Below are 24,751 nucleotides of genomic sequence, written 5' to 3' on the forward strand. Positions count from 1 at the left end.
CCTTTGCGCTTCGTGCGTGGGATTCGGAGCCGGGCAGGGCTCGCATGAGGCGGGGGGCCGCCCGCTCCGGCCGCCCGGCGACGGACGGGCGGACCCCCGCAAGGGCCGGCTAGGAGTCGATGAGCTCACCCTCGACATCGGAGATCAGGGCGCCACACACCCCGATGGTGTCGGAGGCGAACGTGAGGTTGTATCGGCTGCGCTGTGCCTTGAAGGTGAGTTCGGCGGGCTGCCAGTTGCCGATCCGGCCGCGGACGAGGTGGTCTTCCTGAAGCCCGGCTTCCTCGATCGACACGTTGTACCTCTGCTCGGTGACGGGCGCGCACCCTGCATAGGTGTTGCGGGTGTGCTTCCACGTCAGGTGCACCGTCGTCCCCGGCGTGGTGCGGATGACCTGCGTGATGGAACCGGGTTGACCGCCGTTGAGGTCAACGGCCTGGTAGGGGGCACGGGCCAGCTGGGTGCTGTAGATATCGACGTTGCCGTCGGACACCTTCCACTGGTCGATGCCCGGGTTGCTGTGGGGCCAGATGGTGAGGTAGCCGTAGTCGGAGACGGCGGGAGGATAGAACTCGCCGTTCCTGATGATCTCGTCGGCGGCACCGGCCGGCGATACCGAGAAGGACAGGGCCAGCAGTGCGGCACCCAACAGGGAGCCGCGAGCAGCACGCTTCATGAAATCTCCTCTTTCGGGCAGCCCGCACACAACGCGTGCGCGGATGGTGTGGAGGACACGGAGGCTGGGGAGCAGCAGCCCGCCCGGTACATGCCGGGGGAACTGCTTATCGGTGGAGCAGGGGTCGCAGCAGGAGGGGCCGGTCCGATGCAGACGGTGACGCTGAGGTGTCGTCGGTGGCGTCGGAGTCTCTTTCGTCGCCGGTGGCGGTGACGGTGTTGCCGGTCAGGCGGCCTTGATGGCCTCGGCCCGCAGCACGAGCGCGCTGAAGCCCGACCGGCACAGCTCGATCATGTGACCAGAGGCCGAGAGAACCGTGATGGGCCAGCCCGGAACCCGCTCGGACGCCTGCGGCTGTGAGGCGTCCGGCAGAATCTCGGGTTGGTGACGGCGGGAGCTTCGAAGCTGCCGTTGACCAGGGCGATCCCGCGCGGAACAGCAGGAGGTGTGGCCATGGTTCGTTCCCTCGCGTCGACACTTGCTGGACGTACCGCCGACCGGTCGCACTGATGCGCACCGTGGCGGAGCCGAAGCAGGAAGTAGCCCATCGCAATCAAGAGGACACGTAAAGTGACAGGCGATTGAGTTCGGCCAATCCCGTGCGAGAGGTTTGCGAACCCCGCCCCCGTCAGCACACCGTCACCCACGCCGGATCAGCGCACCACTCCCGCCACACCGGGCCTCTCAGCTCTCTTCGGGCCCGATCAGTCATGGCCGGATGCTCCCGGTGCACCTCTTGTGCTCACCCTTGCCCAGGGTGACCAGCCGCCTGCGACGTTGACGCTCCCGGCACGGTGATCGCGCTGTGCGGCCCACAACCTCGACCGGCAGCCCGACGTAGGGACAACAGGCCGGAGCAGGGCGAAGTCCGCGGGTGGTGCGCCGCAATGCCCGTTCGTGGTCGAGGCTGGTGAAGCCGCCCCAGTTCATCGGCGTGCTGGAGAAGATCCGGTGCCGGGGATCGGTTCGGGGCGGCCGCGCAGGCGTCGGCACCGGCGGCGGGGGCCCCGCGACGGTGGTCGCGAGGCCCCGGGCCTCAGGCCTGCGGCGGTACGGCGACGAACGCCTCGCGCGGCTGAGTGGTCGGGGTGTAGCGGGTGACGCCGGAGGTGACCGGCACCAGGTCCTTGTGGATCGCCGTGGCGACGTCCTGGATCGTGGCGACGCCGTAGTCCATGGTGCTGTCGTCCTCGGTCAGCACGGTGACCATGTAGTCGTGGCCGGCGCCGTTGAAGGTGCCCAGGCTGTGCACGCGCCAGCCGTGCGAGGAGCGCTGGAGCCAGCCGTTCTTGACGTGCACGGAGACCGAGGACGGCGCACCGGCGGGGGTGCCCCAGCGCTGGTCCGCGACGACCTGACCCATCAACTTCAGGATGTACGCCCGGGAGTTGTCGCTCAGCACGCTGTTCCTCGCGGTGACCAGCTGGAGCAGCTTCTGCTCGTCGGTGACGTTCTCCTGGGTCAGACCCCAGTACCCGTCCGCACCCGGCACGGTCTTCGTCATCCCGGCGGCGGTCAGGAAGCCCTGGATCTTCGCCGCGCCGAGCTGCTTCCACAGTTTGCTGGTCGCGTCGTTGTCCGACTGGGTGATCATGGCCGTGGCGAGGTCGGCCTCGGTGTCGGTCAGGTACCGGTCGTGCTTCCTGGCGTCCCACAGCAGTGTGGCGAGCACGGTGACCTTGACGGTGCTGGCCGAGTCGAAGGCGGTGGTGGCGTTCAGCGTGCAGGTGGTGCCGGTGGAGCGGTCGTACAGGCCGACGGCGACGGTGCCCTCGCGGTTCGCCAGGGCGGCCGTGATGTCCTTCCTCAGCTTGTCGGCCAGACCCGCCTTGGCGGACGTGCAGGTCACGGTGGCCGTGGGCGCCGCCGAGGCCGGAAGGGCGGTGGCGCAGACGAGCAGTGTGGCGCCGAGGGCGGTCGTGAGTGCCCCGGCTCGGCCGGATATCCGGTGGGTCATGAAGTGCGTCCCCCTGGAACGTCGTTCGGGCGTCCTGCGGTCACCGTCGGCCGTGTCCCCGCAGGGCCTGCCGCGACGCCGGGACGGACGACGGCTGTACGCATGTTCGCAGGCACGGGAGTTCGGCGGATCAGCGGGCTGACCTCGGAGCGGAGGGCCGTCGACGAGGGCCGGGCGGCGGGCGACACCCGTACGGCGGTGGCCTGTTCCGGCCGGCCGGCGCCAGCCTTACCGGCATCGGCGAGCAGGGTGACGGCGTCCAGGCCGGGGCCACGCAGTTCGCGGTCACGCATCTCACGAACCGGACCCTCACCCTGACGGAGAGGACCCCGGCGGGCCCGGCCGTCCACAGCGGCACGGTCGCCGCCGGCGGTTCCGGCACCTTCGCCGTGACGAGCGGCGACACGGTCGCGCTCACGGTACCGGCCGACCAGGGCCCGTCCGGCAGGCCCGCACGCAGGCGGGGCCTCGCGACGGCAGGTCGCGAGGCCGCGTCCTCGTCCTCAGGCCTGCGGCGGTACGGCGACGAACGCCTCGCGCGGCTGAGTGGTCGGGGTGTAGCGGGTGACGCCGGAGGTGACCGGCACCAGGTCCTTGTGGATGGCCTTGGCGACGTTCTGGATGGTGGTGACGCCGTAGTCCATGGTGCTGTTGTCCTGCGTCAGCACGGTGACCATGTAGTCGTGGCCGGCGCCGTTGAAGGTGCCCAGGCTGTGCACGCGCCAGCCGTGCGTGGAGCGCTGGAGCCAGCCGTTCTTGACGTGCACGGAGACGGACGACGGCGCACCGGCGGGGGTGCCCCAGCGCTGCGAGGAGACGACCTGGCCCATCAGCTTCAGGATGTAGGCGCGGGAGTTGTCGCTCAGCACGCTGTTCTTCGCCGTGACCAGCTTGAGCAGCTTCTGCTCGTCGGTGACGTTCTCCTGGGTCAGACCCCAGTAGCCGTTCGCGCCCGGCACGGTCTTCGTCATCCCGGCGGCGGTCAGGAAGCCCTTGACCTTCGTCACGCCGAGCTGCTTCCAGAGCTTGCTGGTCGCGGTGTTGTCCGACTGCGTGATCATGGCCTTGGCGAGCGACTGCTCGGTGGCCGTCAGGTACCGGTTGTGCTTCCTGGCGTCCCACAGCAGCGTGGCGAGCACGGTGACCTTGACGCTGCTGGCCGAGTCGTAGGCGGTGGTGGCGCGCAGCGTGCACGTCGTGTCGGTGCCGCGGTCGTACAGGCCGACGGCGACGGTGCCCTTGCGGTTCGCCAGGGCGGCCGTGATGTCCTTCTTCAGCTTGTCGGCGAGGCCCGCCTTGGCGGACGTACAGCTGACGGCGGGCGTCGTGGCGGCGGCCGGGGTGGCGGCGACGACGGCCGGTACGAGCAGCGCGCCACCGACGGCGGCCGCGAGCACACCGGCCCGGCCGGATATCCGGAAAGTCATGAAAAGATCCCCTTGAACGTCGAACGGGCGTCCCCCTGAACGCCGTTGAGCGCACCCGTGCGCTGTCGAGGAAGACTCGCCAGAACGACGGAGGGTTGTACGCGTGTTCGCAGGGCGTGCGTTCGAGCAGGCGCGGGCTCCCCGCCCGGACCGTGCCCCCTCACCCGGCTCCCACCGGGTCACGGGGTCACCCGTCAGTCGACGATCTCCCGGGTGGCGGCGTCCACCGCCGTGACGTAGGGGTCGCAGCCGTCCCCGTCCCCGTCGGGCCGGCACCTCGGGTCGGCGACCTCGACGGACCACACCGCGCGCCAGGGCCCCTGATGCCCCCTGGCGCGCTCCGTCGTCAGCTCCCGGGCGTGGATCCGCAGGTGCCCGGCGTCGGCGCGGCTCCGCCGCTCCCACTTCCTGACGAGGTCCTCGGCCTGCCGTGCCGAGAGGAGTCGCGCGGGCAGCGCCACGTGCGTGGGCCCGAGGTCGACGGACAGCCCGTAGACGCGCCCGGCCCGGCTGATCCGCACATCGAGGCTGCGGGGCATGGCCACCCCACGCTCCCTGAACCGCCACGAGGTGACCCAGGCGCCGCCACCCGCGGCGTGGCCCACCGCCCGTGTCGCATGCCAGGAGGCCGAATCGGCCCACGGGTAGTGGGCCCGCATGTAGGCGCGGGCGACGCGGTACGCGTCCCGGGCGTCGTGGGCCGGGGTGGCACCGGGGACGGCGTACCCCGCACCGGAAGTGCCGCTGAAGTCGACGGTGAGCCGGCGTCCGCCGGGCCACATCAGTTCCGCGGGAAACCCGCCGGCGAACTGGACGGACATCCAGCCGTTGTAGCCGTCGACTCCGGGGCTGACGTGTACGTCTCCGATCTCGTACCGGTTCCCGAAGGCCTGCCGGACGGCCCGCTCGGCGGCCTCCCGCTCATCCCCGTGGGCGTCCCGGACGCTGGAACCGTCGACATGCTCCAGGGTGACCGCGCTCTGGAGCACGGTGACCCCGAGAACACCGAGCACCCCGAGGGCGACCCCAGTGGACCTGCCCAGGGCCCGCCAGGCCACCCGGCCACGCACCACCGACAGCCCCACGGCGAGACCGGCCACTCCCCCGGCCACGTTCATCTCGACATCGGCGCTGTCACAGACGCCGGCGGCGAACGGGGCCAGTGCCTGGATGAGTTCGATGAGACAGGGCAACGCGAGCACGCACCCGAGCACGGGCACCGGCCGCCGCGACGCGAGCAGTCCGAACAGGCCGACCGGCACGAACATGGCCAGGTTCCACAGGCCCTGGGTGGTGTGGAGCGGCTCGGTGATGTCATGGTCGATCACACACTCGCCCCGCCCGGCGTCGCCCCCGCGCATCGCGAGAGTGACCCCGAGCACGCCGGTGAGGCAGAACGCGAACGGCAACCACCATCCGGCGTGGGGAGCCCGACGCCGCCGGGCGACATCCCACGCTCCGGCACCGACCACCGACGCGACGACGGTGAGCCCCCACAGGAACCCCAGGTCATCGCCGAACACAGCCTCGAACACGCTTCGCCGTCCCCCCGTAGAACCGCCTCTTCTCGTGTCGGCGGCACTTTCGCTCACGCAGCGGCCTGGTCAGGGCCACCGGAGCATGATCACTCTAACTCCCGCCTCACGCTTCGAAGTCGTACTCCAGCACGTAGGCCGACGAGTCGAGCACCATCTCGTTGACCTCGACGACCAGCCCCTCGGCGTCGAAGGCGGTACGCGCGATCAGCACGACGGGCACTCCCACGCCGAGCGCCAACCGCTCGGCCTCCTGCCGACTGCGCCCGGCCGCTGCCGCGAACGGCGGCGGACGACGACGAGGAAGGCCGCGGCCGCACCGTCATCAGTGCCCCGGCCGCACGCTGGGGCTGTCGCCCGCGCCGGCACGGGATCGGGAAGGCGGCCCGGGCCGAGCTGTTGCTGCCGGATCCCGGTCAGCCCAGATGCGTCGGAGCGAACATCCTCAGTACCGCCGGGAGTACCACCACCGACGGCCCCGGGGTGGCCAGGGCCTTCGTCAGGTCCTGTGCCAGCGTTTCGGGGGTCGTACGGATTCCGGGGACTCCGAAGGACTCTGCGAGGGCCACGTAGTCCGGGCGGGTCAGTTCCGTCGCCGTCGCCCGGCCGAAGGTGTCCGTCATGTATTCGCGGAGGATGCCGTAACCGCCGTCGTCCACGATCAGCCAGGTGACCGGGAGGTCGTACTGGCGGGCCGTGGCCAGTTCCGCGATGGAGTACAGGGCGCCGCCGTCGCCGGACACCGCCAGTACCGGGCGGGTCGGGTCGGCCGTCGCCGCGCCGAGTGCCGCCGGGAAGCCGTAGCCGAGGCCGCCGGCGCCCTGGGCCGAGTGCATGGTGTTGGGGCCCTGGGCGTCGAAGGCGGACCAGGCCCAGTAGGCGAGGATGGTCATGTCCCAGAAGGACGGGGAGTCGGCGGGCAGGGCGGCGCGGACGGCGGCCAGCACGTCCTGTTCCAGGGTGAGTTCCTGGGACGCGATGCGGTCCGCGACCCTCGCGAGGAGGTCCCGTACGCGGTCCGGCGCCGACGCGTCCGTCCGTTCCCGCACCGTCTCCAGCAGGGCCTGGAGGGCCAGGCGGGCGTCGGCGTGGATGCCCAGGGCCGGATGGTTGGACTCCAGCTTGCCGGCGTCCGCCTCGATCTGGACGACCCGTCCACGGGGCTTGAACGTGTGGTAGTTCGAGGAGAGTTCACCGAGGCCGGAGCCGACCACGAGGAGGACGTCCGCGTCCTCCAGGAAGTCCGTGGTGTGCCGGTCCTCCAGCCAGGACCGCAGGGACAGCGGATGCTCCCAGGGGAAGGCGCCCTTGCCGCCGAACGTCGTCACCACGGGCGCGTCCAGCTTCTCGGCCAGCTGGAGCAGCTTGCCCGACGCGTCCGACCGTACGACCCCGCCGCCCGCGATGATCACCGGGCGGGCCGCGCGCGACAGCAGGTCCGCGGCCACCGCCGTCAGTTCGGGGCGCGGGACGAGGTCCTCGGGGGTCGCGTCGATCGCCGTCACCACGGGCAGGACCGTCTCCGCGAGGAGCACGTCCTGCGGGATCTCCACCCACACCGGTCCGTGCGGGACCGTGAGCGCCGACTTCCAGGCCGCCGCGACGGCGGAGGGGATCTGGGACTGGGTGCGGACGGTGTGGACGGACTTGACGACACCCCGGAACGAGGCCGACTGGTCGGGGAGTTCGTGGAGGTAGCCGTGCCGGCCGCCGCCCAGGCCCGCCGTCGGGATCTGGCTGCTGATCGCCAGGACGGGGGCGGAGGCGGCTGCCGCCTCCTGGAGGGCGGCGAGCGAGGTCAGGGCGCCCGGGCCGGTCGACAGCAGCAGCGGGGCCGCCTCGCCGGTGATCCTGCCGTAGGCGTCCGCCGCGAAGCCCGCGTTGTTCTCCACCCGCAGGCCGACGTAGTGGAGGCAGGAGCGGCGCAGCGCGTCGAACATGCCGAGGGCGTGCTGGCCGGGCAGGCCGAAGACCGTGGTCGCGCCGAGCCCGGCCAGCGTCTCCACGACCAGGTCTCCGCCGTTGCGGCCGGCGGGCGGGTTCAGCGCGGCCTCCGTCTGCGCGGCCGTCGGGCGGAGCACCAGGTCGTGGTCGTGCGTCACTTCGCTTCCGCGTCCTTCCGGGCCGCCGCGATCTGGCGGCTCATGATGGTGGTGAGTTCGTACGCCGTGTGGGAGGCGGCGACCGAGGTGATCTCGGCGTGGTCGTACGCCGGGGCGACCTCGACGACGTCCGCCGAGACCAGGTTGCAGGAGGCCAGGCCGCGCAGGATCTCCAGGAGTTCGCGGGAGGTCATGCCGCCCGCCTCCGGGGTGCCGGTGCCGGGCGCGTGGGCCGGGTCGAGGCAGTCGATGTCGATGGAGATGTACAGCGGGCGGTCGCCGATGCGCTGGCGCAGCTGGTCGGCGACCTCGTCGGCGCCGCGGCGGTAGATGTCGGCGGAGGTGACGATGCCGAAGCCCATCTTCTCGTCGTCGGTGAGGTCCTGCTTGCCGTACAGCGGGCCGCGGGTGCCGACGTGGGAGAGGGCCTCGGTGTCGAGGATGCCCTCCTCGACGGCGCGGCGGAACGGGGTGCCGTGGGTGTACTCGGCGCCGAAGTAGGTGTCCCACGTGTCGAGGTGGGCGTCGAAGTGGAGCAGGGCGACCGGGCCGTGCTTCTTCGCGACCGAGCGCAGCAGCGGCAGGGCGATGGTGTGGTCGCCGCCGAGGGTCATCAGGCGGGCGCCGGTGCCCAGCAGCTCGTCCGCGGCGGCCTCGACGGTCTCCACGGCCTCGTTGATGTTGAACGGGTTGACGGCGATGTCACCGGCGTCCGCGACCTGGGCGAGGGCGAACGGGGACGCGTCCTGCGCCGGGTTGTACGGGCGCAGCAGCCGGGACGCCTCGCGGATGGCGTTGCCGCCGAAGCGGGCGCCCGGCCGGTACGAGACGCCGGAGTCGAACGGCACGCCCACGACGGCGACATCGGCGGTGCCGACCTCGTCGAGGCGGGGCAGCCGGGCGAAGGTCGCGGGGCCGGCGTACCGCGGGATGCGGGAGGAGTCCACGGGGCCGCGGGGCGTCTCGTTGCTGCTCATGGTCGAATGCCTTCTTTCCTGCGCTTCGTCGCGCATGTACTGCTTTCCCTACGACTCTACTGGTGAGCCGGGGCCGGTTCGGACACGAGTTCGGGGGACCGTCCGGCGAGGCGTTCACGCCAGGCGGCGAGGACCGCCTCGTCGGTGGGCCTCGTCGCCAGGGAGACGGCGACGTAGGCCACGAGGGAGGCCGGCAGGCCGTAGTAGACGGGCTCGTCGGCGAGGATGCCGTAGCCGGCCATCAGCCCGATGACGGCGAGGCCGCCGACGACGACCGAGGCCAGCGCGCCCGGGGCCGTGCCCCGCTTCCACAGCAGGCCGCCGAGGATGGGGACGAGCAGGCCGCCGACGAGGAGGTTGTAGGCCACGGTGAGGGCCTCGACCACGTTGTTCAGGGCGATCGCGGTGCCGATCACGGCCACGCCCATGACGAGGATGAAGGCCCGGTTGCCCGCGACCTCGTCGTGGCCGTCGCCGTCGCCGTCCCGTCGTACGGCACCGCGCAGCCGGGACCATATGTCGTTGTTGGCGACCGTGGCGCAGGCGATCAGGGCGCCGGAGGACGTCGACATCACGGCGGCGAGGGCGGCGGCCAGCACCAGTCCGCGCACGCCGACGGGGAGTTGGTCCTTGACGATGGTGGCGAAGGCGTCGTCGGGGCTGCCCAGGTCGGGGTAGAGCACCTTGGCGGCCGTGCCGATCACCGCGCCGGCGAGGGCGTAGGCCAGACAGTAGGTTCCGGCCACCGTGCCGCCCCACCTGGCGGTCCTGTCGCTGCGGGCGGTGAACACGCGCTGCCAGATGTCCTGGCCGATCAGCATGCCGAACGTGTAGATCAGGACGTAGGTGAAGATCGTGTCGCCGCCGATGCCCAGCGGGTCGAAGTACGAGGCCGGCAGCCGGGCCTTCATCTCGGCGAAGCCGCCCGCCCTGACGACGGCGACCGGCAGGAGCAGGAGGAGCACGCCGATGGTCTTGACGACGAACTGGACCATGTCCGTGAGCGTGATGGACCACATGCCGCCGAGGGTGGAGTAGGCGACGACGACGGCGCCGCCGAGGACGATCGCGACCGTGCGGTCCATGTCGAACAGGACGTCGAAGATCGTGGCGTAGGCGATGGTGGACGTCACCGCCAGCATGAGGGTGTACGCCCACATCACCACGCCCGAGATGACCCCCGCCCGGCCGCCGTAGCGCAGGTCGAGCATCTCGGAGACCGTGTAGACCTTCAGTCGGGCGATGCGGGCCGAGAAGAAGACCGACAGGGCGAGCAGGCCGAGGCCGATGGTGAGGACCATCCAGGCGCCGGACAGGCCGTACCGGTAGCCGAGGCCCACGCCGCCGATGGTGGAGGCGCCGCCGAGGACGATCGCCGCCATGGTGCCGGAGTACATGGCGGGCCCGAGGCGGCGGCCGGCCACCAGGAAGTCACTCTTGGACCTGGCCCGGCGCATGCCCCACCAGCCCATGCCCAGCATGCCGGCGAGATAGACGACGATCACTGTGTAGTCGACGGCCATGGGCGGTGCTCCTTCGCTGACTTCGGTGGCGTGTCGTGCGGGGGCGTGGGGGTGGGGTGTGACGGCAGCGGATCGCGGGGACATCCGCCCGTACCCGCGGCTGCCGTTCCCTGACGACCCTAGGTGGCCGGAAAGCGACTGCGAAGAGTACGTTTCATCCAGTGGAGCGGGGCGGGATGGAGGAAACGCACACCATGCCGGAGACGATCACCCCAGCGGTACCCCCGACCCCGCCCGTGCCGCTCGCGGCCCTGCTGGCCCGGGAGGACCTCGGCCTGCGGCAGATCGCGGGCCCCGCGGACCCGGGCGCCGTCGTCCACTGGGCGCACACCTCCGAGATGGCCGACCCGTACCCGTACCTGCTGGGCGGCGAGCTGCTGCTGACGGCCGGGGTGCACATCCCCCGGGCGGCGGAAGCGGGGACGTACTTCGACGACTACGTCTGCCGGATCGTGGCCGCGGGCGGCGCGGCCCTCGGCTTCGGCCTGGCACCGGTGCACGACACGGTGCCCCCCGCCCTGGCCACCGCTTGCGACCGCCACGGCCTGCCGCTGCTGGAGGTCCCGCCGCAGACCACGTTCTCCGGTGTGGCCCGCGCGGTGTGGCAGCTGATGGCGCAGGCCCGGCTGGCCGAGCTGCGCCGCGTCACGGAGGCCCAGCAGAGCCTCGCCGCCGCGGCCTCCCGCCCGGACCCGGTGCCGTCGGTCCTGCGCCGGCTGGCCCAGCGGCTGGGCGGGCACGCGGTCCTGCACGGCCCCGACGGCACCGCGATCGCGACGGCGGGCCGCGAGCCGGGGCAGGGCGTGCGGGAGGCACTGGCGGAGCTGACCGGCGTGGTCAGACCGCCGGCGGAGCACACGGCGGACGGCACGCCGGGCGGTGGACCCGGGCCCCTGCCCGCCTCCGCCACCGACACCCTCGGCTCCACCCACCTCGCCGTCTACGCCCTCGGCGCCGGCGAGGGCTTCGTGCTCGGTGTGGCCACGCCCCGCCGGGAGCCCGGTGACCACACCATCGCCTCCGTGGCCGCCGTCCTGCTGTCCCTGCTGACCGGTGAGCACCGCAGCGGCACCGGCACCGCCCGGTCCTCCGCGCTGGTACGGCTGCTGCTGGGCGCCCCGCCCGAGGAGGTGGCGCCCCTGCTGGGCACCGGTGAGTGGGTCGTCGTGCACGCGCGGCCGGACCGGGGCGGCCCCGACCGGGGCGGCCCGCACGACGCCGTCTCCGCCTCCGCCCTCGGCGCCGCCCTGGGGTCACCGCTGGTCGACGTCGGCCGGGACGCCGTACGGGTGCTGGTGCCGGCCGGGCGGGAACCGGAGCCGCAGCCCGGCTGGACGCTCGGGATCAGTGCCGCCGCGGCGCCGCGCGACTGGCCGGCCGCCGACACCCAGGCGGCCCGGGCCCTGGCCCGCGCCCGCGCCACCCGCGTCCGCCTGGTCCGGCACGGCGCCCGGCCGGCCCTGGCGGACCTGGTGCCCCCGGCGGAGGCGCGGGCGCACGCCCGGACGCTGCTCGCACCGCTCGCCGGGCAGCCGGCGCTCGCCGAGACTCTGCGCACCTGGCTGTCGCTGCACGGGAGTTGGGACCGTACGGCGGTGGCGCTGGCCGTGCACCGCAACACCGTGCGGCAGCGGATCGCCCGCTGCGCGGCCCTGCTGCCCGCCGACCTGGACGACCCGGACGTGCGCATGGAACTGTGGTTCGCGCTGCGGCAGGAGTGACGGACGAGGCCGGGTGACGCCCGTCCCAGCGGGCGGTATGCCGAGGACGCGCGCGGGGCGCTGCCCCACAATGGGAGCCATGCCGATACCCGGGACACCCAGCCGCGCCCAGCTCGTCGACCACCTGGTGAGGACCCGTATCGCGGGGGACGTCGCCACGCCCCGCGAGAACAACCTCTCCCATTACCGTCAGCTCGCCAACGGGGTCCGCAACTTCTGGTTCGGCCTGGAGCTGGGCGACCGCTGGACGGACGAGCAGGACGTGCTCGCGGTGATGGCCGAGCGGGTGGGTGTCAACGACGACCCGGAGTACCGGTACGGGCAGGACACCATCGACCCCGAACTGACCGTGGACGCGCTGGAGCGCGTGGCGGCCCGGCTGCGGAAGGCGGCCGAGGGGCGCCAGCGGGTGCTGTTCGCCACCGGGCACCCGGGCGGCCTGCTGGACGTGCACCGGGCCACGGCCGCCGCGCTGCGTGCCGCCGGCTGCGAGATCGTCGTCATCCCGGACGGGCTGCGGACGGACGAGGGGTACGTCATGCAGTTCGCCGACGTGGCCGTGCTGGAGCACGGGGCGACGCTGTGGCACACGCACTCGGGGGAGCCGATGCGGGCCGTTCTCACGGGCCTCGAGCGCGAGGGGCGCCCGCTGCCGGACCTGGTGGTCGCCGATCACGGCTGGGCGGGGTACGCGGGACAGCACGGCGTGGACTCGGTCGGGTACGCCGACTGCAACGACCCGGCGCTGTTCCTCGCCGAGTCCGAGGGGACGCTCCAGGTCGCCGTACCGCTGGACGACCACGTGGTCAGTCCCCGCCACTACGACCCGATGACGGCGTATCTGCTGGCGCGGGCGGGGCTCGGGACCTGAGGTGCCGTCCTGCTGACGTGCCGCAGCGCGCGGTCCGGCCGAGAACCGGAGCCGCACGCCGCGCTGGTCGGACGGGTCAGTCAGTCACAGTTGTCGTTGTTGTTGTGACGACCGTTGTTGTGCCCGTAGCCGTTGTCATGGCCGTTGCCATAGCCGTTGTCATGGCCGTTGCCGTAGCCATTGTCATGGTTGTGGCGACCGCCGTGGCCGTTGTCGTTGTTCCACCAGTTGTTGTTGTCCCGGTTGTTGTTGTCCCGGTTGTTGTGATCCCGGTTGTTGTTGTCCCGGTTGTTGTCGTCGAAGTGGCGGCTGTAGCTGCTGCCACTGTCGTGGTGGTCCGACGACGCCGACGCGGTGCCGGCCCCGGCGATGGCGGCTCCGCCGGCCAGCAGCAGCCCGGCCGCTGACGTCGCGACGAGACGCCTGGTGCGTAGTGATCGCATAGGAATACCTTCCGTTCCCATCGTCTCTCGCGGCTCCCCGCGGGGAGCGTCACGAGGTTGATGGCCGGCGCCGTCATGACGAAGGGGAAGTTGGCGGCGCGGTCTTCGGATGTCACCGCTGCGTCATGAGCGGCACGACGCTTTCGCCGGCGCCTGCAGCCCACCCGTACGTCGTGGCGCCTTCGGGTGCTGCGGCTGAGTCACGGAACGTTCCCACACCTCGCCGGCCGAGCATGCCGTTCGCTGCGGCTTTCACACTAGAGCCTAATCCCACATACGTCGTACGTCACCTTGGGCAACGGATGTCGTGCCACCCGGTCGCGCCACCCGGCGTGCGGAGCGGCAGGCCCTGCCGGAGAGTCGGGCAAGTCCCGCCTGCTGGCACTCCGGCGGCGCGGCCGTCGCCGGTGACGTGCAGGCCGCCTACGTCGACGCCGGCTGCGTCCACGTGGGCTGACGACGCGGGTACGGCGAGGCGGGCGGGTCCCCCGGACGGGGTTCCCGCCCGCCTCGCCGTGTGCGGCCGGCAGGGGGGCGGCTCAGCGCGGGACGCGGACGACGCCCTCCTGGATGACGGTGACGGCGAGCCGCCCGTCCTGGGTGTAGATACGGGCCTGGCCGAGGCCGCGGCCGCCGTGGGCGGAGGGCGACTCCTGGTCGTACAGCAGCCACTCGTCGGCGCGGAAGGGCCGGTGGAACCACATCGCGTGGTCCAGGGAGGCCCCGACGACGTCACCGACGGCCCAGCCGCCCCGGCCGTGCGCGAGCAGGACGGAGTCGAGCAGGGTCATGTCGGAGACGTAGGTGGCGAGGACGACGTGCAGCAGGGGCTCGTCGAGGGCGCTCACGGCGCCGCCGAGCTTGCCGTTGGTGCGGAACCACACCTGGGAGTGCGGGTCGCGCGGCTCGCCGAACCTTCCGTACGGCGGCTCGTCCACGTATCTGAGGTCGATCGCCTCGCGGGCCTCCAGGAAGCGCTCCACCACCTCGGGCGCGAGGTGGCCGTAGCCGCGCAGCCGCTCCTGGGAGGTGGGCAGGGTCGCCGGGTCGGGCGCGGGCGGCATGACGGCCTGGTGCTCCAGGCCCTCCTCGTCCGCCTGGAAGGACGCCGAGAGGTGGAAGATCGGCTTGCCGTGCTGGACGGCGACCACCCGGCGGGTGGTGAAGGACCGGCCGTCGCGGATGCGGTCCACGGTGTAGACGATCGGCGCGCCGGGGTCGCCGGGGCGCAGGAAGTAGGCGTGCAGGGAGTGGGCGGGCCGGTCGGCGGGGACCGTGCGCCCCGCGGCGACCAGCGCCTGGGCCGCGACCTGCCCGCCGAAGACCCGGGGGACGACGGCGGAGCGGGACCGGCCGCGGAAGATGTTCTCCTCGATCTGTTCGAGGTCGAGCAGATCGAGGAGATCCTGGAGTGCCTGGCTCATGGGTGTCGGTTGTACCGGCCGGCGGTTGCCCGGACCTTACAGACCCATGTCCTTGGCGATGATCGTCTTCATGATCTCGCTGGTGCCGCCGTAGATGCGGTTGACCCGGTTGTCCGCGTACAGGCGGGCGATCGGGTACTCGTTCATGTAGCCGTAGCCGCCGTGCAGCTGGAGGCAGCGGTCGATCACGCGGTGGGCGACCTCGGTGCAGAACAGCTTGGCGGAGGCGGCCTCGGCGGGGGTCAGCTCACCGGCGTCCAGGGCCTCCGTGGCACGGTCGGCGACGGCCTCGGCGGCGTCCACCTCGGCCTGGCAGGCGGCCAGCTCGAACTTGGTGTTCTGGAAGTGGGCGACCGGCTTGCCGAAGACGGTGCGCTCCTGCACGTACTGCTTGGCGAACCGGACGGCGGCCTTGGCCTGCGCGTAGGCGCCGAAGGCGATGCCCCAGCGCTCGGAGGCCAGGTTGTGGCCGAGGTAGGAGAAGCCCTTGTTCTCCTCGCCGAGGAGGTCCTCGACCGGCACCTTGACGTCGACGAAGGCCAGCTCGGCGGTGTCGGAGGTCTTCAGGCCGAGCTTGTCGAGCTTGCGGCCGACGGAGTAGCCCTCGGACTTGGTGTCCACGGCGAACAGGGAGATGCCGTGGCGGCGGTCCTCGGCGGTCGGCGCGGCCGTACGGGCGCAGACGATCACCCGGTCGGCGTGCACGCCGCCGGTGATGAAGGTCTTGGCGCCGTTGAGGACGTAGTGCGTGCCGTCCTCGGAGAGCTTGGCGGTGGACTTCATGCCCGCGAGGTCGGAACCGGTGCCCGGCTCCGTCATCGCGATGGCCCACATCTCCTCGCCGGAGACGAACTTCGGCAGGTACCGCTTCTTCTGCTCGTCGGTGGCGAGCATCTTGATGTACGGCAGGGCGAGCAGGACGTGCACTCCGGAGCCGCCGAACTGGACGCCCGCGCGGGCCGTCTCCTCGTACATGACGGCCTCGAACTTGTGGGTGTCCAGGCCCGCGCCGCCGAACTCCTCGGGAACGCTGATGCCGAAGATGCCCAGCTCGCCCAGCTTGTAGTAGAAGTCGCGCGGCGCCTGGCCCGCGGCGAACCACTCGTCGTACACCGGGACGACCTCGGCCTCGATGAAGGAACGAAGGGTCTCCCGGAACGCCTCGTGATCCTCGTTGAACACCGTACGGCGCACGCCGCCACCGCCCTTCTTCGCGCCTGGACCGGCGCCGCTCTCGCGTACCTGGCTGCTCGCCCTCGGGCGTCCCCCCGGCTGGTTTCCCCCGGCTGGGCGGCGACCCGATGGCTAAGCGCTTGCTCACTCAACCGTACCGGCCGGTAGGAAAGGTCGTCCAGGGGTTCGGCCGTAATGCTCGTCACGCGGCCCGGCGCGGGCGGCCCCGGGCGGCCACCCCGGCCCCGGCCACCCCGGCCCCGGTCACTCCTCGCCCGCCGCCGCGAACGCGCCCCGCGCCATCCGGTGCAGCAGGGCCGCCGTCGCGCCCCGGCCGGGGAGCGTGCCGGCGCGGCCCAGGTGCGGGGTGGAGTTGAGCAGGCCGAAGACCGAGTGGACGGCCGAGCGGGCGGACGGCTCCGTCAGCCCCGGATGCGCCTCGCGCACCACCTCCACCCACAGCTCCACGTACTGCCGCTGGAGCTGGCGCACCAGCTTGCGGTCGCTGTCGCGCAGCCGGTCCAACTCGCGGTCGTGCAGGGTGATCAGGGGCCGGTCGTCCAGGGCGAAGTCGATGTGGCCCTCGACCAGCGAGTCCAGGACCCGGCTCGCGGGCACCCCGTCGGCCTCCGCCAGCCGCCGTCTGGCGCCGGTCAGCAGCTGGCCGCTGATGCCGACGAGCAGCTCGGCGAGCATCGCGTCCTTGCCCGGGAAGTGCCGGTAGAGACCGGGGCCGCTGATGCCGACCGCGGCGCCTATCTCGTCGACACCGACGCCGTGGAAGCCGCGCTCGGCGAAGAGCCGGGCGGCCTCCTTGAGGATCTGCTCGCGGCGGGTCGAGGCGTCGGTTCTGGTGACCATGCCGTCAATTCTAGACAGCGAGGTTAGCGGTCGTTAACCTGAAGGAAATGGTTAACGCTCATTAACAGGTTCGACCACCGGGTGAGGGGAACCGCAGGATGCAGGAGGCACCGGAGCTTCGGAGCGCGGCCGATCCCGCGTCGGAGGCCTGGCGGGCCAACGAGGAGGGCCATCGGGCGCTGGTGGAGGAGCTGCGCGCCAAGCTGGCCGCGGCGGCGCTCGGCGGCGGCGAGAAGGCACGGGCGCGGCACACCGCGCGCGGCAAGCTGCTGCCCAGGGACCGGGTGGACACCCTGCTCGACGCGGGCTCCCCCTTCCTGGAACTGGCCCCGCTGGCGGCCGACGGGATGTACGACGGACAGGCCCCGGCGGCGGGCGTGATCGCCGGGATCGGCCGGGTCGCCGGACGCGCGTGCGTGGTCGTCGCCAACGACGCCACCGTCAAGGGCGGCACGTACTACCCGATGACGGTGAAGAAGCACCTGCGCGCCCAGGAGGTGGCCCTCGACAACCGGCTGCCGTGCGTCTACCTGGTCGACTCCGGCGGCGCCTTCCTGCCGATGCAGGACGAGGTCTTCCCGGACCGGGACCACTTCGGGCGGATCTTCTACAACCAGGCGCGGCTGTCGGGCGCCGGGATCCCGCAGATCGCGGCCGTCCTCGGCTCCTGCACCGCCGGCGGCGCGTACGTCCCGGCGATGAGCGACGAGGCGGTCATCGTCCGCGGCCAGGGCACGATCTTCCTGGGCGGCCCGCCGCTGGTGAAGGCGGCCACCGGCGAGGTCGTCACGGCCGAGGAGCTGGGGGGCGGCGAGGTGCACTCCCGGATCTCCGGGGTCACCGACCACCTCGCCGAGGACGACGCGCACGCCCTGAGGATCGTCCGGAACATCGTCGCCACCCTGCCCGCCGGGCAGTCGCCGCCCTGGGAGGTGACGGCACCGGCCGAGCCGAAGGTGGACCCGTACGGCCTGTACGGCGCCGTCCCGGTCGACTCCCGCACCCCCTACGACGTCCGCGAGATCATCGCGCGCGTGGTCGACGGCTCCCGGTTCGCCGAGTTCAAGAGCGAGTTCGGGCAGACCCTGGTCACCGGCTTCGCCCGGATCCACGGCCACCCCGTCGGGATCGTCGCCAACAACGGCATCCTGTTCTCCGAGTCCGCCCAGAAGGGCGCCCACTTCATCGAGCTGTGCGACCAGCGCGGCATCCCGCTGCTGTTCCTCCAGAACATCTCCGGCTTCATGGTCGGCAAGGACTACGAGGCGGGCGGCATCGCCAAGCACGGCGCCAAGATGGTCACGGCGGTGGCCTGCACGCGCGTGCCGAAGCTGACCGTGGTCGTCGGCGGCTCGTACGGCGCGGGCAACTACTCGATGTGCGGCCGGGCCTACTCCCCCCGCTTCCTGTGGATGTGGCCCAACGCCAAGATCTCCGTCATGGGCGGCGAGCAGGCCGCCAGCGTCCTCGCCACGGTCAAGCGCGACCAGTCGGAGGCGCGGGGCGAGGACTGGGCCGCCGAGGACGAGGAGTCCTTCAAGGCGCCGATCCGCGCGCAGTACGAGCGCCAGGGCAACGCCTACTACGCCACCGCCCGGCTCTGGGACGACGGTGTGATCGACCCGCTGGACACCCGTCAGGTCCTCGGGCTCGCCCTGACGGCCTGCGCCAACGCGCCTCTGGGAGATCCCCAGTTCGGCGTCTTCCGGATGTGAGGAGGGGAACCGTGTTCGACACAGTGCTGGTCGCCAACCGGGGCGAGATCGCCGTACGCGTGATCCGTACGCTGCGCTCGCTGGGCGTGCGCTCGGTGGCGGTCTTCTCCGACGCGGACGCCGACGCGCGGCATGTGCGGGAGGCCGACACGGCGGTGCGGATCGGTCCGGCCCCGGCCGCCGAGAGCTATCTGTCGGTGGAGCGGCTCCTGGCGGCCGCCGCCCGCACCGGCGCCCGGGCCGTCCACCCGGGATACGGCTTCCTGGCGGAGAACGCGGGCTTCGCGCGCGCCTGCGAGGAGGCGGGCCTGGTCTTCATCGGCCCGCCGGCCGACGCGATCGCGCTCATGGGCGACAAGATCCGCGCCAAGGAGACGGTGCGGGCCGCCGGGGTGCCGGTGGTGCCGGGGTCGAGCGGCAGCGGGCTGTCCGATGCCGAACTGGCCGCGGCCGCCCGCGAGATCGGCACACCCGTGCTGCTCAAGCCGTCGGCCGGCGGCGGCGGCAAGGGCATGCGCCTGGTCCGGGACGTGAACGCGCTGGCCGAGGAGATCGCCGCCGCCCGCCGCGAGGCCCGCGCCTCCTTCGGCGACGACACGCTGCTGGTGGAGCGGTGGGTCGACAGGCCCCGGCACATCGAGATCCAGGTGCTGGCCGACGGCCACGGGAACGTGGTCCACCTGGGCGAGCGGGAGTGCTCCCTCCAGCGGCGGCACCAGAAGATCATCGAGGAGGCGCCCAGCGTGCTCCTCGACGAGCGGACCCGGTCCGCGATGGGCGAGGCGGCCGTGCAGGCGGCCCGCTCGTGCGGGTACCGGGGCGCGGGCACGGTGGAGTTCATCGTCCCCGGCGGGGACCCGGACTCGTACTACTTCATGGAGATGAACACCCGCCTCCAGGTGGAGCACCCGGTCACCGAACTCGTCACCGGGCTGGACCTGGTGGAGTGGCAGCTGCGGGTGGCGGCCGGGGAGCGGCTGGGCTTCACGCAGGAGGACGTGCGGCTGACCGGGCACGCGGTGGAGGCCCGGATCTGCGCGGAGGACCCCGCGCGCGGCTTCCTCCCCTCCGGCGGCACGGTGCTGCTGCTGGACGAGCCCGGCGGCGAAGGCGTCCGCACCGACTCCGGGCTCAGCGAGGGCACCGAGGTCGGCAGCCTGTACGACCCGATGCTGTCCAAGGTGATCGCCTACGGCCCCGACCGCGAGACGGCGCTGCGCAGGCTCCGCGCGGCCCTCGCGGAGACGGTCACGCTGGGCGTGCAGACCAACGCGGGCTTCCTGCGCCGGCTGCTGGGCCATCCGGCGGTCGTGGCCGGCGAGCTGGACACCGGGCTCGTGGAGCGGGTCGTGGACGAGCTGGTCACCACGGACGTCCCGGAGGAGGTGTACGAGGCGGCGGCGGCCGTCCGCCTGGAGGCGCTCAGGCCGCGCGCACAAGGCTGGGTGGACCCGTTCTCCGTGCCGAGCGGCTGGCGGCTCGGCGGCACCCCGAAACCGCCGGCGTTCCCGCTGCGGGTGGCCGAGCCGGTGACGTACAGCCCGCGCGGCACCCACACCGTGACCGGCGACCGGGTGGCCGTCACCCTGGACGGCGTCCGGCACACCTTCCGCCGGGCCGGTGACTGGATCGGCCGGGACGGCGACGCCTGGCACGTGCGCGACCACGACCCGGTGGCCGCCTCCCTGACGCGGGCCGGGCACGCGGGCGCCGACTCGCTGACCGCGCCCATGCCCGGCACGGTGACCGTGGTCAAGGTGGCCGTCGGCGACGAGGTGGCCGCCGGCCAGAGCCTGCTGGTGGTCGAGGCGATGAAGATGGAGCACGTCATCTCCGCCCCGCACGCCGGCACGGTCGCCGAGCTGGACGTCTCCCCGGGCTCGACGGTCGCCATGGACCAGGTACTGGCCGTCATCGCCCCCCACGCAGAGGAAGCGGAGGTGGCGCGGTGACCGCCGGCGCACTGCCCATGGTCGTACCGGCCCCGGACCTGCCCGCCCGGGTACGGATCCACGAGGTCGGCGCGCGGGACGGGCTCCAGAACGAGAAGACTGCCGTACCCACCGCGGTGAAGGCCGAGTTCATCCGGCGGCTGGCCGGCGCGGGTCTGACGACCATCGAGGCGACGAGCTTCGTGCACCCCAAGTGGGTCCCCCAGCTGGCGGACGCCGAGGAGCTGTATCCGGGGGTGAGCGACCTGGACGGGGTGGACCTGCCCGTCCTGGTCCCCAACCGGCGCGGCCTGGACCGCGCGCTGGCGCTCGGCGCCCGCCGGGTCGCGGTGTTCGCCAGCGCCACCGAGTCCTTCGCGAAGGCCAACCTCAACCGCACCGTGGACGAGTCGCTGGCCGTGTTCGAACCGGTGGTGCGGCAGGCGAAGGACGCCGGCGCGCATGTGCGCGGTTACGTGTCCATGTGCTTCGGCGACCCCTGGGAGGGCGCGGTGCCCCCGCAGCAGGTGGCCCGGGTCTGCACGGCCCTGCGGGACATGGGCTGTGACGAGCTGAGCCTCGGTGACACCATCGGGGTCGCCACCCCGGGCCAGGTCCGGGCCCTCCTCACCCTGCTGAACGAGCGGGGCGTGCCGACCCCCGCGCTCGGTGTGCACTTCCACGACACGTACGGCCAGGCGCTCGCCAACACCCTGGCCGCCCTGCGCCACGGCGTCACCACGGTCGACGCCTCCGCGGGCGGCCTCGGCGGCTGCCCGTACGCCAGGTCCGCCACCGGCAACCTCGCCACCGAGGACCTCGTCTGGATGCTGCGCGGGCTCGGCATCGAGTCCGGCGTCGACCTCGGCCGTCTGACCGCCACCAGCGTGTGGATGGCCGAACAGCTGGGCCGGCCCAGCCCGTCCCGTACCGTCCGCGCTCTCTCCCACAAGGACCAGTGATCAGCATGGACCACCGCCTCAGCCCCGAGCTGGAGGAACTCCGCCGCACGGTGGAAGAGTTCGCGCACGACGTGGTGGCGCCGAAGATCGGCGACTTCTACGAGCGGCACGAGTTCCCCTACGAGATCGTCCGCGCGATGGGCCGCATGGGCCTGTTCGGGCTGCCCTTCCCCGAGGAGTACGGCGGCATGGGCGGCGACTACCTCGCCCTCGGCATCGCCCTGGAGGAACTGGCCCGCGTCGACTCGTCGGTGGCCATCACCCTGGAGGCGGGCGTCTCCCTGGGTGCCATGCCGCTGCACCTCTTCGGCACCGAGGAGCAGAAGCGCGAGTGGCTGCCCCGCCTCTGCTCCGGCGAGATGCTGGGCGCGTTCGGCCTGACCGAGCCGGACGGCGGCAGCGACGCCGGGGCGACCCGTACGACGGCCCGCCTGGACCCGGACACGGACGAGTGGGTGATCAACGGCACGAAGTGCTTCATCACCAACTCGGGCACGGACATCACCGGCCTGGTGACGGTCACCGCGGTCACCGGCCGCAAGCCGGACGGCCGGCCGCGTATCTCGGCGATCATCGTCCCCGCCGGTACGCCGGGTTTCACGGTGGCCGCGCCGTACTCGAAGGTCGGCTGGAACGCCTCCGACACCCGCGAGCTGTCCTTCCAGGACGTCCGGGTACCGGCCGCCAACCTGCTCGGCGAAGAGGGCCGCGGTTATGCCCAGTTCCTGCGCATCCTGGACGAGGGCCGCATCGCGATCGCGGCGCTCGCGACCGGGCTGGCGCAGGGCTGTGTGGACGAGTCGGTGAAGTACGCCAGGGAGCGGCACGCCTTCGGCCGGCCGATCGGCGCCAACCAGGCGATCCAGTTCAAGATCGCCGACATGGAGATGAAGGCGTACACCGCCCGGCTGGCCTGGCGGGACGCCGCCTCACGGCTCGTGGCGGGCGAACCCTTCAAGAAGGAGGCGGCGCTGGCCAAGCTGCACTCCTCCACGGTCGCCGTCGACAACGCCCGCGACGCCACCCAGATCCACGGCGGCTACGGCTTCATGAACGAGTACCCGGTGGCCCGCATGTGGCGCGACTCCAAGATCCTGGAGATCGGCGAGGGCACGAGCGAGGTCCAGCGCATGCTGATCGCCCGCGAACTGGGCCTGGTGAGCTGAGACAGGAGCACCACGGCCGCAACTGCGGCCGGTGCGCGGGCGGTACGCCGGCCCGGGCACGGAGCGACCGCCCACTGGACATCAAGTGAGGTTAGGCTAACCTATCTTCACCTTGTCCGGTGGGCGTCCCGCCCCGTTCGAAAGCAGTCGTACCCATGCCCCACGCCCGTGCCACCCACCCCACTCGCCGCGGCCTGCTCGCCGCGGGCGGCGCCCTCGGACTCGGTGCCGCGCTCGCGGCCTGCGGGGACGACAAGGGCAAGGACACCGGCTCGGGCAAGGGGACGACGGCCGGCGGGTCCGGCCCCTGGTCGTTCAGGGACGACCGGGGCACCACCGTGAAGCTGGACAAGGTCCCGGCGAACATCGTCGCCTTCACCGGTGCCGCCGCCGCGCTGTACGACTACGGCGTCCAGGTGAAGGGCGTCTTCGGCCCGACGAGGACCAGCGGCGGCAAGCCCGACGTCCAGGCCGGCGACATGGACATCAGCAAGGTGACCGTCCTCGGCAACGCCTGGGGCCAGTTCAGCATCGAGAAGTACGCCGCCCTCGCACCGGACGTGCTCATCAGCACGATGTTCGACGACGCCGGCACCCTCTGGTACGTCCCCGACGAGTCGAAGAAGAAGATCTCCCAGCTGGCCCCCAGCGTCGGCATCTCGGTCTACGACCGCCCGCTCACCGAGCCGCTCCAGCGGATGTGGGAGCTGGCCGGGTCACTGGGCGCGGACCTGAAGGCCACCGAGGTGACCGCGGCGAAGAAGCGGTTCGAGGACGCCGCCGCCCGGCTGCGCGCCGCCGCCAGGGCCAAGCCCGGCATCAGGGTGATGGCCGCCAGCGCGAGCGACGAGCTGTTCTACGTCTCCGGCACCGACCTCTCCGTCGACCTGGAGTACTTCAAGTCCCTCGGGGTGGACTTCGTGGAGCCGCCGGCGAGCGCCAAGGCCAAGGGCGGCGGCTGGTACGAGTCGCTGAGCTGGGAGAACGCCGACAAGTACCGGGCCGACATCATCATGATGGACGACCGCACCTCGGCCATCCAGCCGGCCGGCATCACCAAGGCCACCTGGAAGGAACTGCCCGCGGTGAAGGCCGGCCAGGTCATCCCCCGCTCCCCGGAGCCGATCCTCTCCTACGACAAGTGCGTGCCGCTGCTCACCGGGCTCGCCGAGGCGCTGGAGAAGGCAAGGAAGGTCGGCTAGGTCCCACCGAAGGGCCGGTCCGCTCCCGGGGAACCGCGGGTTCGTCGCGGCCCGTCGCGGTTCCCGGCGCCCCCCCCCGGATCGCCGCCTGCCCGCATCCCTCAGGAGCCCCCATGACAACGGCCGTGGCCGCCCCGTTCCGTTTCTTCTCCCTCCAGGTCGTGACGACGAGGCGGCTCGGTCCGTCCCTGGTCCGGGTGACCTTCACCGGCCCGGATCTGCACGCCTTCCGGTCCCACGGCCGGGACCAGTCCCTGTCCCTGTTCCTGCCGCACCCGGGGCAGGCCGAGCCGGTCGTCCCGCTGGAGCTGGGCGACCGCTGGTGGCAGGGCTGGCGCGAACTCCCCGACGGCGTGCGGGCGGTGATGCGCTCGTACACCCTGCGGGCCCTGCGGCGGGACGCTTCGGGGCAGACGGCCGAGATCGACATCGACTTCGCGCTGCACGGGGTCGGACCGGACGCCGTCTCCCCCGCCGGGCCGGCCTCCCGATGGGCCGCGCGGGCCGCCGCCGGGGACCGGGTGCTGCTGCTCGGCCCGGCCCTCGCGGACAACCGCGCGATCCGCTTCCGTCCGCCCGGCGACACCGGCCTCGTGGTGCTGTGCGGCGACGGGACCGCCGTGCCCGCGGCGACCGCGATCCTCGAATCCCTGCCCGCCGGCACCCCGGCGCGGGCCTGGCTGGAGGTGCCGCACGCCGGAGACATCCAGGACGTGCGCACGGAGGCCGACGCGGAGATCACCTGGCTGGTGCGGCGCGACGGCACGGACGCGCCGGCCCCCACGACCGTCGACGCCGTACGGGCCGCCGGGCTCACGGGCGCCGGGCGGCCGTACGTGTGGATCGCGGGCGAGTCCGGTCAGGTGAAGGCGCTGCGGCGGTACTTCGTCACCGAGTGCGGGGTGGACCGGCGGCGGGTCACCTTCGTCGGGTACTGGCGGCGGGGGATGACGGAGGAGCAGCTCCGCGCCGCCGAATGACCTGTCGCGGCCCTGCCGCCGACCGCCGGTGAGGCATACCCTGACCCAAGAATTTTAGGTTAGGCTAACCTAAGTTGATCCCGACGGACCGTCCCCTCGGAGGAC

19 protein-coding genes and 1 pseudogene are annotated in these 24,751 nt (G+C 72.3%); 8 read left to right on the forward strand and 12 right to left on the reverse strand.

Annotated elements, in window-relative coordinates:
- Positions 1-109 precede the first annotated feature (109 nt).
- From ABZ117_RS02365 to ABZ117_RS02400, 8 genes and pseudogenes are all read right to left on the reverse strand, one after another.
- Positions 110-676 (reverse strand): DUF642 domain-containing protein, encoded by a 567-nt coding sequence (locus ABZ117_RS02365; protein ID WP_356816536.1) that lies wholly within the window; start codon positions 674-676, stop codon positions 110-112.
- A gap of 1,036 nt (positions 677-1,712) precedes the next feature.
- The gene (locus ABZ117_RS02370; protein ID WP_356816538.1) at positions 1,713-2,633 is read right to left on the reverse strand and encodes a serine hydrolase; all 921 of its coding nucleotides are present in this window, start codon (positions 2,631-2,633) and stop codon (positions 1,713-1,715) included.
- 503 nt (positions 2,634-3,136) lie between these two features.
- Positions 3,137-4,060 (reverse strand): serine hydrolase, encoded by a 924-nt coding sequence (locus ABZ117_RS02375; RefSeq protein ID WP_356816540.1) that lies wholly within the window; start codon positions 4,058-4,060, stop codon positions 3,137-3,139.
- Between the two features lie 194 nt (positions 4,061-4,254).
- The gene (locus ABZ117_RS02380; protein WP_356816542.1) at positions 4,255-5,595 is read right to left on the reverse strand and encodes a VanZ family protein; all 1,341 of its coding nucleotides are present in this window, start codon (positions 5,593-5,595) and stop codon (positions 4,255-4,257) included.
- A gap of 106 nt (positions 5,596-5,701) precedes the next feature.
- Positions 5,702-5,851, reverse strand: a pseudogene (locus tag ABZ117_RS02385) (UTRA domain-containing protein); the annotation flags it as partial.
- 160 nt (positions 5,852-6,011) lie between these two features.
- Positions 6,012-7,697 (reverse strand): thiamine pyrophosphate-binding protein, encoded by a 1,686-nt coding sequence (locus tag ABZ117_RS02390; protein ID WP_356816544.1) that lies wholly within the window; start codon positions 7,695-7,697, stop codon positions 6,012-6,014.
- The gene (gene speB, locus ABZ117_RS02395; protein ID WP_356816546.1) at positions 7,694-8,674 is read right to left on the reverse strand and encodes an agmatinase; all 981 of its coding nucleotides are present in this window, start codon (positions 8,672-8,674) and stop codon (positions 7,694-7,696) included. Before speB ends, ABZ117_RS02390 begins: the two co-directional genes overlap by 4 nt.
- Before the next feature lie 56 nt (positions 8,675-8,730).
- Positions 8,731-10,197, reverse strand: a complete 1,467-nt coding sequence (locus ABZ117_RS02400) for a sodium:solute symporter (protein ID WP_356816548.1) — start codon at positions 10,195-10,197, stop codon at positions 8,731-8,733.
- Between the two features lie 194 nt (positions 10,198-10,391).
- Here ABZ117_RS02400 and ABZ117_RS02405 point away from each other — a divergent pair, with 194 nt between their 5' ends.
- The gene (locus ABZ117_RS02405; RefSeq protein ID WP_356816549.1) at positions 10,392-11,918 is read left to right on the forward strand and encodes a PucR family transcriptional regulator; all 1,527 of its coding nucleotides are present in this window, start codon (positions 10,392-10,394) and stop codon (positions 11,916-11,918) included.
- A 79-nt stretch (positions 11,919-11,997) separates the two neighbouring features.
- The gene (locus tag ABZ117_RS02410; RefSeq protein WP_356816551.1) at positions 11,998-12,789 is read left to right on the forward strand and encodes a phosphatase; all 792 of its coding nucleotides are present in this window, start codon (positions 11,998-12,000) and stop codon (positions 12,787-12,789) included.
- Positions 12,790-12,869: 80 nt separating this feature from the next.
- Here the strand turns inward: ABZ117_RS02410 and ABZ117_RS02415 are convergent, their stop codons facing one another.
- The 4 genes from ABZ117_RS02415 to ABZ117_RS02430 all read right to left on the reverse strand — a co-directional run bounded on the left by ABZ117_RS02415 (position 12,870) and on the right by ABZ117_RS02430 (position 16,690).
- Positions 12,870-13,232, reverse strand: a complete 363-nt coding sequence (locus tag ABZ117_RS02415; protein ID WP_356816553.1) for a hypothetical protein — start codon at positions 13,230-13,232, stop codon at positions 12,870-12,872.
- A 539-nt stretch (positions 13,233-13,771) separates the two neighbouring features.
- Entirely contained in the window at positions 13,772-14,656 is an 885-nt protein-coding gene (locus tag ABZ117_RS02420) for an acyl-CoA thioesterase II (RefSeq protein ID WP_356816554.1), read from the reverse strand.
- A 36-nt stretch (positions 14,657-14,692) separates the two neighbouring features.
- Positions 14,693-15,850, reverse strand: a complete 1,158-nt coding sequence (locus ABZ117_RS02425) for an acyl-CoA dehydrogenase family protein (protein WP_356816556.1) — start codon at positions 15,848-15,850, stop codon at positions 14,693-14,695.
- A 243-nt stretch (positions 15,851-16,093) separates the two neighbouring features.
- Positions 16,094-16,690: a TetR/AcrR family transcriptional regulator gene (locus tag ABZ117_RS02430; RefSeq protein WP_121788643.1), complete on the reverse strand. Its 597-nt coding sequence runs from the start codon at positions 16,688-16,690 to the stop codon at positions 16,094-16,096.
- Between the two features lie 98 nt (positions 16,691-16,788).
- On the opposite strand from ABZ117_RS02430, the gene ABZ117_RS02435 reads away from it, so the two are divergent.
- From ABZ117_RS02435 to ABZ117_RS02460, 6 genes are all read left to right on the forward strand, one after another.
- A complete protein-coding gene (locus ABZ117_RS02435; RefSeq protein WP_356816557.1) occupies positions 16,789-18,405 on the forward strand; it encodes a carboxyl transferase domain-containing protein in 1,617 nt (538 codons plus the stop codon).
- An 11-nt stretch (positions 18,406-18,416) separates the two neighbouring features.
- Positions 18,417-20,357 carry an acetyl-CoA carboxylase biotin carboxylase subunit gene (locus ABZ117_RS02440; RefSeq protein WP_356816559.1) on the forward strand — a complete coding sequence of 647 codons (1,941 nt, stop codon included), beginning with the start codon at positions 18,417-18,419 and terminating at the stop codon, positions 20,355-20,357.
- Positions 20,354-21,298 (forward strand): hydroxymethylglutaryl-CoA lyase, encoded by a 945-nt coding sequence (locus ABZ117_RS02445; protein WP_356816561.1) that lies wholly within the window; start codon positions 20,354-20,356, stop codon positions 21,296-21,298. The genes ABZ117_RS02440 and ABZ117_RS02445 overlap by 4 nt, the downstream gene beginning before the upstream one ends.
- 5 nt (positions 21,299-21,303) lie before the next feature.
- Positions 21,304-22,464: an acyl-CoA dehydrogenase family protein gene (locus tag ABZ117_RS02450; protein WP_356816563.1), complete on the forward strand. Its 1,161-nt coding sequence runs from the start codon at positions 21,304-21,306 to the stop codon at positions 22,462-22,464.
- Positions 22,465-22,619: 155 nt separating this feature from the next.
- Positions 22,620-23,666, forward strand: a complete 1,047-nt coding sequence (locus ABZ117_RS02455) for an ABC transporter substrate-binding protein (protein ID WP_356816565.1) — start codon at positions 22,620-22,622, stop codon at positions 23,664-23,666.
- A gap of 113 nt (positions 23,667-23,779) precedes the next feature.
- Positions 23,780-24,646: a siderophore-interacting protein gene (locus tag ABZ117_RS02460; protein ID WP_356816566.1), complete on the forward strand. Its 867-nt coding sequence runs from the start codon at positions 23,780-23,782 to the stop codon at positions 24,644-24,646.
- Positions 24,647-24,751 lie beyond the last annotated feature (105 nt).

The organism is Streptomyces sp. NPDC006309 (genome assembly GCF_040613095.1).
Lineage (GTDB): Bacteria > Actinomycetota > Actinomycetes > Streptomycetales > Streptomycetaceae > Streptomyces.

What these genes read in the sequence shown, in the direction of transcription:
- ABZ117_RS02430 (WP_121788643.1), bottom strand. Translation starts at nt 16,690, where the DNA reads ATGGTCACCAGAACCGACGCCTCGACCCGCCGCGAGCAGATCCTCAAG.
- ABZ117_RS02375 (WP_356816540.1), bottom strand. Translation starts at nt 4,060, where the DNA reads ATGACTTTCCGGATATCCGGCCGGGCCGGTGTGCTCGCGGCCGCCGTC.
- ABZ117_RS02455 (WP_356816565.1), top strand. Translation starts at nt 22,620, where the DNA reads ATGCCCCACGCCCGTGCCACCCACCCCACTCGCCGCGGCCTGCTCGCC.
- ABZ117_RS02450 (WP_356816563.1), top strand. Translation starts at nt 21,304, where the DNA reads ATGGACCACCGCCTCAGCCCCGAGCTGGAGGAACTCCGCCGCACGGTG.
- ABZ117_RS02415 (WP_356816553.1), bottom strand. Translation starts at nt 13,232, where the DNA reads ATGCGATCACTACGCACCAGGCGTCTCGTCGCGACGTCAGCGGCCGGG.
- ABZ117_RS02405 (WP_356816549.1), top strand. Translation starts at nt 10,392, where the DNA reads ATGCCGGAGACGATCACCCCAGCGGTACCCCCGACCCCGCCCGTGCCG.
- ABZ117_RS02370 (WP_356816538.1), bottom strand. Translation starts at nt 2,633, where the DNA reads ATGACCCACCGGATATCCGGCCGAGCCGGGGCACTCACGACCGCCCTC.
- ABZ117_RS02400 (WP_356816548.1), bottom strand. Translation starts at nt 10,197, where the DNA reads ATGGCCGTCGACTACACAGTGATCGTCGTCTATCTCGCCGGCATGCTG.
- ABZ117_RS02460 (WP_356816566.1), top strand. Translation starts at nt 23,780, where the DNA reads ATGACAACGGCCGTGGCCGCCCCGTTCCGTTTCTTCTCCCTCCAGGTC.
- ABZ117_RS02410 (WP_356816551.1), top strand. Translation starts at nt 11,998, where the DNA reads ATGCCGATACCCGGGACACCCAGCCGCGCCCAGCTCGTCGACCACCTG.
- ABZ117_RS02365 (WP_356816536.1), bottom strand. Translation starts at nt 676, where the DNA reads ATGAAGCGTGCTGCTCGCGGCTCCCTGTTGGGTGCCGCACTGCTGGCC.
- speB (WP_356816546.1), bottom strand. Translation starts at nt 8,674, where the DNA reads ATGAGCAGCAACGAGACGCCCCGCGGCCCCGTGGACTCCTCCCGCATC.
- ABZ117_RS02420 (WP_356816554.1), bottom strand. Translation starts at nt 14,656, where the DNA reads ATGAGCCAGGCACTCCAGGATCTCCTCGATCTGCTCGACCTCGAACAG.
- ABZ117_RS02435 (WP_356816557.1), top strand. Translation starts at nt 16,789, where the DNA reads ATGCAGGAGGCACCGGAGCTTCGGAGCGCGGCCGATCCCGCGTCGGAG.